We start from the raw sequence: 5,925 nt of genomic DNA, 5'->3' as shown, positions 1-5,925 counted from the left end.
CTTTATCTCTTTTAATCTCACCATAATCCTGAAAAGCGCCATCTTTCCATTTAGCAATTTGTTGCGCAAAATCACATCTCCAATCTCCGACAAGCATTTCCTCAGTTACTTTTTTTTCTTTACAGCCAAACAAAACTAAGCTAACCAAGCTAATTAGTAAAATTCTTTTCATACGATACTCATATTTAATATAATTTAAAGATCGATCAGGTGATCTATTTTATGGTCTGGATTTAAATAGTTGTAGTACAAGACTAATTCATCTAATTTCAAATTAAAATACTCAAATGAAATAGATACACTAAAAAGGTTTCGTTTAAACTCTCCCAATCCATTTAATTCATAAAACGATTTTTCTATCATTTCACCTAAAACATGTATGTTGATTTGTTTTATTTTGGACATAATAATGTGGCAATCACAATTAAATGCCCTTATTAGCAGAATGCACAATCTATCAATATAATTATCTTCTACATTATTAAAAATTTCACAAGGCTCATTAAGATTTACATCGCAAGCAGACTTTTGACGAATCATTAATTTTTGCCTGTCTTGAATTTTTTTTATTTCAAGCTTAATCCCCTTAGGAATTTCTTCTGTTATTGCTATAGAACTAGGAAAATAACACTCATCAAGCAAATCTTCTTCATTACTAGACATATAATAATCCTATTTTATATTAACTGTTTTACGTTAATATTATGTGATCATTAAGTTAAGAGCAATAAAAAACCGCCTACTCGGCGGTGAACGTTGTCTAACGCACCAAGCAGTTTCGAAAACTTTTCTAAACCGCTTATGCAGCGGTGAACAAGATTATATCAAACATAGCCTTTTGTTTTAACTAAATTTTAACCATTTTTTTGAAAATAACCCTTTTTTCTAGCTCTTAAATTAATCTATATTTTTCAATGGATTAAAAAAGCGATTAAAAAAAGGGTTATAGAATTGCCCTCAAAAAACGCCAGAAAAAAACTTAAATAAAATCAATATGTTTCCTGACCGATTTTTAATCAAGGTGAATAAGCTTGAATAAATTTGAATGATAATGAAACAACTCTGCCGCCAACAAATTCGGATTCGATAGATTTATTCACAACTCGATACAATTTTTCTTCACCGTACAAATTTTTCCACTTAAACGACTTTATGATGTGCGAGTTTAAAAAATCACGAACTTCTTTTATTTCATTGATGCATCCTGTAAAAGTTAAGTCCCAAGTCTCACTTGTATTATTAATACCATTACTGGATAACTGGACATATCCGTCACCAAATCCAGCTTCGTTAATGTTTGATGAATCTGTATGTTTCGGATTGCCCATTGTTTTCCATTTAAAAACGTCTATTGTCATTTCCTCCTCCTAATACCTATCTTGCGCGCATCAGGTTATATAAATCACCGCCCGGTGAAACAAGTTTTTTTATCGTTTCATTTACGCGCCGATCAATTATTGCAGCAGCTTGACTTTCAATAGAATTTGCATCAATGCTTGAGTTAGCCGCCCCTGATTCACTATTAGATTCCATGTTTAATGTCACATTAGTATTAACATTTATAGCGCTTGATGATTTATTAGATTTACGAGTAAAAGCAATTGGTGAAGCATGACCAAGATTAACTGCGCCTCCATTTGCGTATCCTCTTTGAGCGTCGTTCATCAGCGCGTAAAGATTGCCAACACCAAGGCGTTTTGTCGCTTCTTTAGTGAATACGAATTCGCCTTTATGAACAATACCTGCAGGCTCATACTTATTACCCCGCCCTGTAAAACCGCACGAGTTAATGCTGTATCTAACATCCCCACCAGTTGCGTAACCTCGAATCAATCCACCGTTATAAGCTTGCTGTAACCCTCCCGTTGCTGCACCAGCACCAGCGCTAGCCATTCCAAACCACCCCATGGCTGATTGTATTGTTTGAGCAACTAGTAACTTATTGATAATCTCAATAATATTTGTGAGAATTGATTTGGCAAGGCTTTTAAAGCTCATTTTCCCAGTCGTAACAAATTCAGTTAATGAGTGGCTAACAGAACTCATGGTTTGTTGTCCTAAATCACGAAATGCATCAAACATGTTCCGTGAAGCATCTGAAAACTCATTAATACCCACTTTTAGCCCTGCAAACCAATCAGTTTGATTGATGTCTTCCTGTTGCCAACTTTGTTGTAACGCTTGTTTAGCTTTATTGTATTCCTCGGTGATTTTTGTTATTTCTGTAGGATTACTAGTACCTTTAAGCGCTATATCACGCTGAGCGTCAAGCTCTGACATTTCATTGTAGCGATTCGCATTTTTTGACGTCATACCGAACGTAGCTTGGCTAGCTTTAGATTTTGCAGATAAGTTTGTTGTGTACTCTTGCATTTTACGAAGTGCTTTGGTTGCTGTTTCGTATTGTGTAATTTCTTCACTAATAGCTGCATTTTTAGCAAACTGAGCAAGTAAAGCATCTTTATGTGCAAGTACATACTTTTCATGCGCTGACATTCTTGATTTATTGCCAGTACTTTCTAGCGTTTGAATCTGGGCTTGTAAATCAAAGTACTTTTTGCGCTCTGAAGTAATCGTGTTAACTGTTAAACTTTGCTCTCGCAGTGCTTGAAGCTGACTTTTTAAGCTGATTTCTTGCTGTTGTGATGTGCGTAAAAGATTAGTTGCTGAGCTCGTTTTTTCGGCATTTCTCGCTCTAATTGCCGCTGCCGCGTCTGCTATATCCTTTTCTGTCACTGAACCGGGATTTATTTCATTAGATCTTTTTGCGTCTGCTTCCATCTCCGCAATTTCAGCTTTTATGCGCTGTTCTCGATTCATTGACATTAGGCGATATCGATAAAACGGGCTTTTTTTCGGGTCTGTTGCTTTGTCTGCATTCCCGCTTATTGCTTTTAAAAGCTGTAACTTTAATGAGGCGTCGCTCGCTTTATTTGCAATTTCAATTAATCCATTAATTAGGCCTTGAAATTTGTCATTACCATTGTCTGAGGTTTTATATAAATTTCCAAGTTTATTAATTAAGTCATTAATCTTTTCTGATGCTTTAATTGAATCGGTCTCAGCTTTAATGTTAGATAAATCAACAAGCAAATCTTGAGCTTGCTCTTCTGTTATATCGAAATATTCTGCATAACTAGAAACTTTACTTCTAATGCCAGATGCCGATTCCAAAGCTTCATCATTAACATTTTTAAGCGCTGCACTTAAATCCTGTCCGCCTTTGGTGAGCCGTTGAATAGAATCAAGAACTGCATCTAAATCCGAAGTGCCGCTACGCCCGAGCCTCTTAAGTGTTTCTTTCCACCCTACTTCAGCATCTTTAAATCCGTCTTGAAGCTGAGCCTTAATTCCTGAAATAGTTTTTTTTACATCTCTTTCGCTTGATTTTAACAACCCTTCAACTAACGGCCTATTTTTCTTAAGTAACTGCATCATATCGTCAGACAAAAAAGTAAAACCAGTATTCTTATCTGTATTCAATACTCTATTTAAACGATCTTGAGCTGCCGCTAATTTATCAGTAGCGCTTTCAGTTTCAAAAAGCTTCGGTATCATGCTACCGAGCAATTCGACCATGGCAGAAATACCGATGTTAACGGGATTCAACGAGGTTAACAGCGTGCTAAAAGTATTGCCTATGCCATTTTTCATGATAGAAGTTTGTAGACCTGTGAAATTCCCTCGCATCATCTGTGTCGTCATTGTAGCTAACTGGTGCTTAGTAGCTAAAGATGCTGTGCCTAATTTTTGGGTTTCTTTCGTTGCTTGCGTTAGTTTTCGAATATAAACATCAGCAGATGAGCTAACTCCAAGTTGTGCAGCTTGATATCGCAATAATTGCTCTTTTGATAGATTCTGAGTTGCGACCTGCGATTTTAATTTATTTAAAAAATCAATTTTCGCCTTGGTTGCAATGTTTTCAGCAGTCGTTACTTCTTTTTGCTTGATTGCGATATCTGAGAGTAATTGGCTATAATTGTGGATATCTATTTGACCGTCTTTATAAGTTTTTGCAAGCATTTTTCTAACTCTTGCAAGCTCTTTTGAGGCAGTATTAACATCTTTTAAACTGTCAATTTGATTTCGAAAACCAACGTATAATCTATCGCTAGATTCAGCAAATTTTTTCGCTGAGTTTGTATTTGCTGTAAGGCTTTTACGATATTCGGCAATACGTCGATGAACTTCGTCAACCTCTTTAGCTGTTCGAGATAATGAGCTTTTGATAATTTGTTGTGAGTTTTCGAACTCATCAGTAGCAGACGCCGCACCCTCCGCCTTTTTGCTAAAATCATCTAGTTTTTTATTCGCTTCATCGACGCTTTGCACATCAATCTTAAGCTTTAGTGATGTGATTTCTTCTGCCATAGTTTTCTCCAGATATTAAAAAACCACCCGAAGGTGGTTTGTTCGTATATTTGGCATTAAAAATAAATTAAATAAAATCAATGCCTTTCCTGACTAGTTTTTGCTGTACTTAGATTTAATTTAGATAATCAATATCAGCAGCAAAGTTTATTATTTTTGATTTTGAGCCGATATCTATTTCACTGCGAATAAAATTAAGCGATAAACCAATATTCACTTGAATTTTATTTAATGCAGATGAAAGGTTATAGTGCAAAGCTGGGCTATTTTTATTTAGAAAATCAGCAAGTGAATCATTATATAAGTCGAATACCTTATAATAATATTCTTGTATTGTTGCTAAGTAGTTGTACTGACGCTTTAGATTATCAATGTTAATCGATTTAAAGTTTCTCATGCTTACACCGCCAAGCCACTCTATAGCTTCGTTGAACTTACTAGCAGGCAAATCCTGATAACGTGGAATTTTAAATTGTTGATGAAACTTTGAATAAACAGCCTGATGTTTTTCACCTGTTCGGTAAACTCGCTCGTTGACTGCTTGTTGGATTTGCTGTTGTTGTTCGGGAGAAATTGTATTAGGAAACTGTTGCGCAACTTTTGGCATAAAGTGATTATAAAGTACATCGAAACATTCAAGCTGATATTGTTTTAAAATAGGTTTTATTTCTGGATTAACCCTGCTTAATTCTATACCTGCAAGCCAACCGTTGAGGTAACCAAGAGGTAAACATAAAACATCTCTATTTTTACCGTCTTTTGCAACTACCTTTATCATAAAGGCAGTTGAATTAAGTATTTCATTTCTTTTAATTCTTTGCCTTTGAGCTTCCCAATCCAAACCTATGTTTTCGCATATTGACTTGATAGCAACATAAGGCTTATTATTATAATTAAGAATTGATATTTGTTGATTGTGAAATTGAACTAATTGAATTTGATTTGACATGCTATATCCTCTTGTTATTTTCGAATTAAACTCCCAACTTGTTTTATTTTTGTTTGTTGGGTGCCAAGAGGTTCGAAAACCGCAAGAAGTCGGCTGGAGTTATTCCCCTAAGGTATTTTATTCCTCGCCCTCTCGGCATAGATTTTGAGCATAAAAAAATCACGCTAACGGGGCGATTAATCCGCTTCTTGATAAGGTTTCGACACCTCATCAAAGAATATACAATTAAATTGCTTTGATAGTCAACAAATATGTAATTTTTTATTGTTTAAATCGCTCACAAACTAATTCGGTTTTTGTTTTAATATTTTCAGCATTATCACTATTATTAGTGTAAATATCTTCCATTACATCTACAATTTTATATTTATCAGGAGAAATGTACGTTATAGATTTTTGTTGTTTTATATTATGATTATCTAGTGGTTTAATAATTTCCGATTGATCATAATAAGAAGCTAAGTTAAATGGATAAGAAGTCGGATTTCCAAAATTATAATACAGAATACTATCTTTCATGAAATATTTTATTGGACCTTTATCTCTTTTAATCTCACCATAATCCTGAAAAGCGCCATCTTTCCATTTAGCAATTTGTTGCGCAA

General features: G+C 34.8%; 5 protein-coding genes. All 5 read right to left on the bottom strand.

Going from position 1 to position 5,925, the window contains the following annotated elements; translation table 11 throughout:
• Nucleotides 1-195: 195 nt before the first annotated feature.
• A complete protein-coding gene (locus GQ594_RS11620; protein ID WP_160413064.1) occupies nucleotides 196-663 on the bottom strand; it encodes a DUF4041 domain-containing protein in 468 nt (155 codons plus the stop codon).
• Nucleotides 664-1,016: 353 nt separating this feature from the next.
• Complete coding sequence (locus tag GQ594_RS11615) at nucleotides 1,017-1,358, bottom strand: phage tail protein (RefSeq protein ID WP_160413066.1); 342 nt, start codon at nucleotides 1,356-1,358, stop codon at nucleotides 1,017-1,019.
• A gap of 16 nt (nucleotides 1,359-1,374) precedes the next feature.
• Nucleotides 1,375-4,371 carry a phage tail tape measure protein gene (locus GQ594_RS11610; RefSeq protein ID WP_160413068.1) on the bottom strand — a complete coding sequence of 999 codons (2,997 nt, stop codon included), beginning with the start codon at nucleotides 4,369-4,371 and terminating at the stop codon, nucleotides 1,375-1,377.
• Nucleotides 4,372-4,486: 115 nt separating this feature from the next.
• Nucleotides 4,487-5,320 carry a phage antirepressor N-terminal domain-containing protein gene (locus GQ594_RS11605; protein WP_160413070.1) on the bottom strand — a complete coding sequence of 278 codons (834 nt, stop codon included), beginning with the start codon at nucleotides 5,318-5,320 and terminating at the stop codon, nucleotides 4,487-4,489.
• A 261-nt stretch (nucleotides 5,321-5,581) separates the two neighbouring features.
• Nucleotides 5,582-5,925: hypothetical protein (locus GQ594_RS11600; protein WP_160413071.1), on the bottom strand; the 344-nt coding region annotated here is incomplete at its 5' end.

The organism is Gilliamella sp. Pra-s52, assembly GCF_009795805.1.
In the GTDB taxonomy this organism is placed as follows: Bacteria; Pseudomonadota; Gammaproteobacteria; order Enterobacterales; family Orbaceae; genus Gilliamella.
This window is presented reverse-complemented; position numbering and strand designations above follow the sequence as displayed.

Bases quoted from the DNA above. Each gene is read 5' to 3' on its own strand.
- GQ594_RS11620 (WP_160413064.1), bottom strand. From the start codon at position 663: ATGTCTAGTAATGAAGAAGATTTGCTTGATGAGTGTTATTTTCCTAGT.
- GQ594_RS11615 (WP_160413066.1), bottom strand. From the start codon at position 1,358: ATGACAATAGACGTTTTTAAATGGAAAACAATGGGCAATCCGAAACAT.
- GQ594_RS11610 (WP_160413068.1), bottom strand. From the start codon at position 4,371: ATGGCAGAAGAAATCACATCACTAAAGCTTAAGATTGATGTGCAAAGC.
- GQ594_RS11605 (WP_160413070.1), bottom strand. From the start codon at position 5,320: ATGTCAAATCAAATTCAATTAGTTCAATTTCACAATCAACAAATATCA.